Annotated in this window: 1 pseudogene; it reads right to left on the reverse strand. The window is 61.8% G+C overall.

From position 1 onward, the window contains the following. Positions 1 to 382: pseudogene (locus CVM73_RS38960) on the reverse strand (helix-turn-helix domain-containing protein); the annotation flags it as partial.

Below are 382 nucleotides of genomic sequence, written 5' to 3' on the forward strand. Positions count from 1 at the left end.
CTTGTAATCGTGGCTTTGGCCGGTTAAGGCGCGGCCATTGGGCAACTTCAGATAACCCTGCGCTCGCTCCAAAGCCTGGATCGAGGGCTTCTCGTCCACGCACAGCACAATGGCCTTCGCCGGCGGCGCGACATAGAGGCCGACAACATCGGCGGCTTTGGCCGTAAAGTTCGGGTCGTTGCTCTCGCACCAGGACTTGCGAGCCACCAGGTCAATCTTGTGGCTGCGCAGGAACCGCCAGACATATTGGACATCGACATCGCCCAGCGCCTCGGCCAGCAGGGGGCCGGTCCAGCGCGCAAACCCTTGCGGTGGCGGCTTATCCAGCAGCTTCAGAATCCGCTTGTCGGTCGTCTTCGTATAGATCGGCTGCTTGCCAGGC

The sequence above is a fragment of the Bradyrhizobium forestalis genome (genome assembly GCF_002795245.1).
In the GTDB taxonomy this organism is placed as follows: Bacteria; Pseudomonadota; Alphaproteobacteria; order Rhizobiales; family Xanthobacteraceae; genus Bradyrhizobium; species Bradyrhizobium forestalis.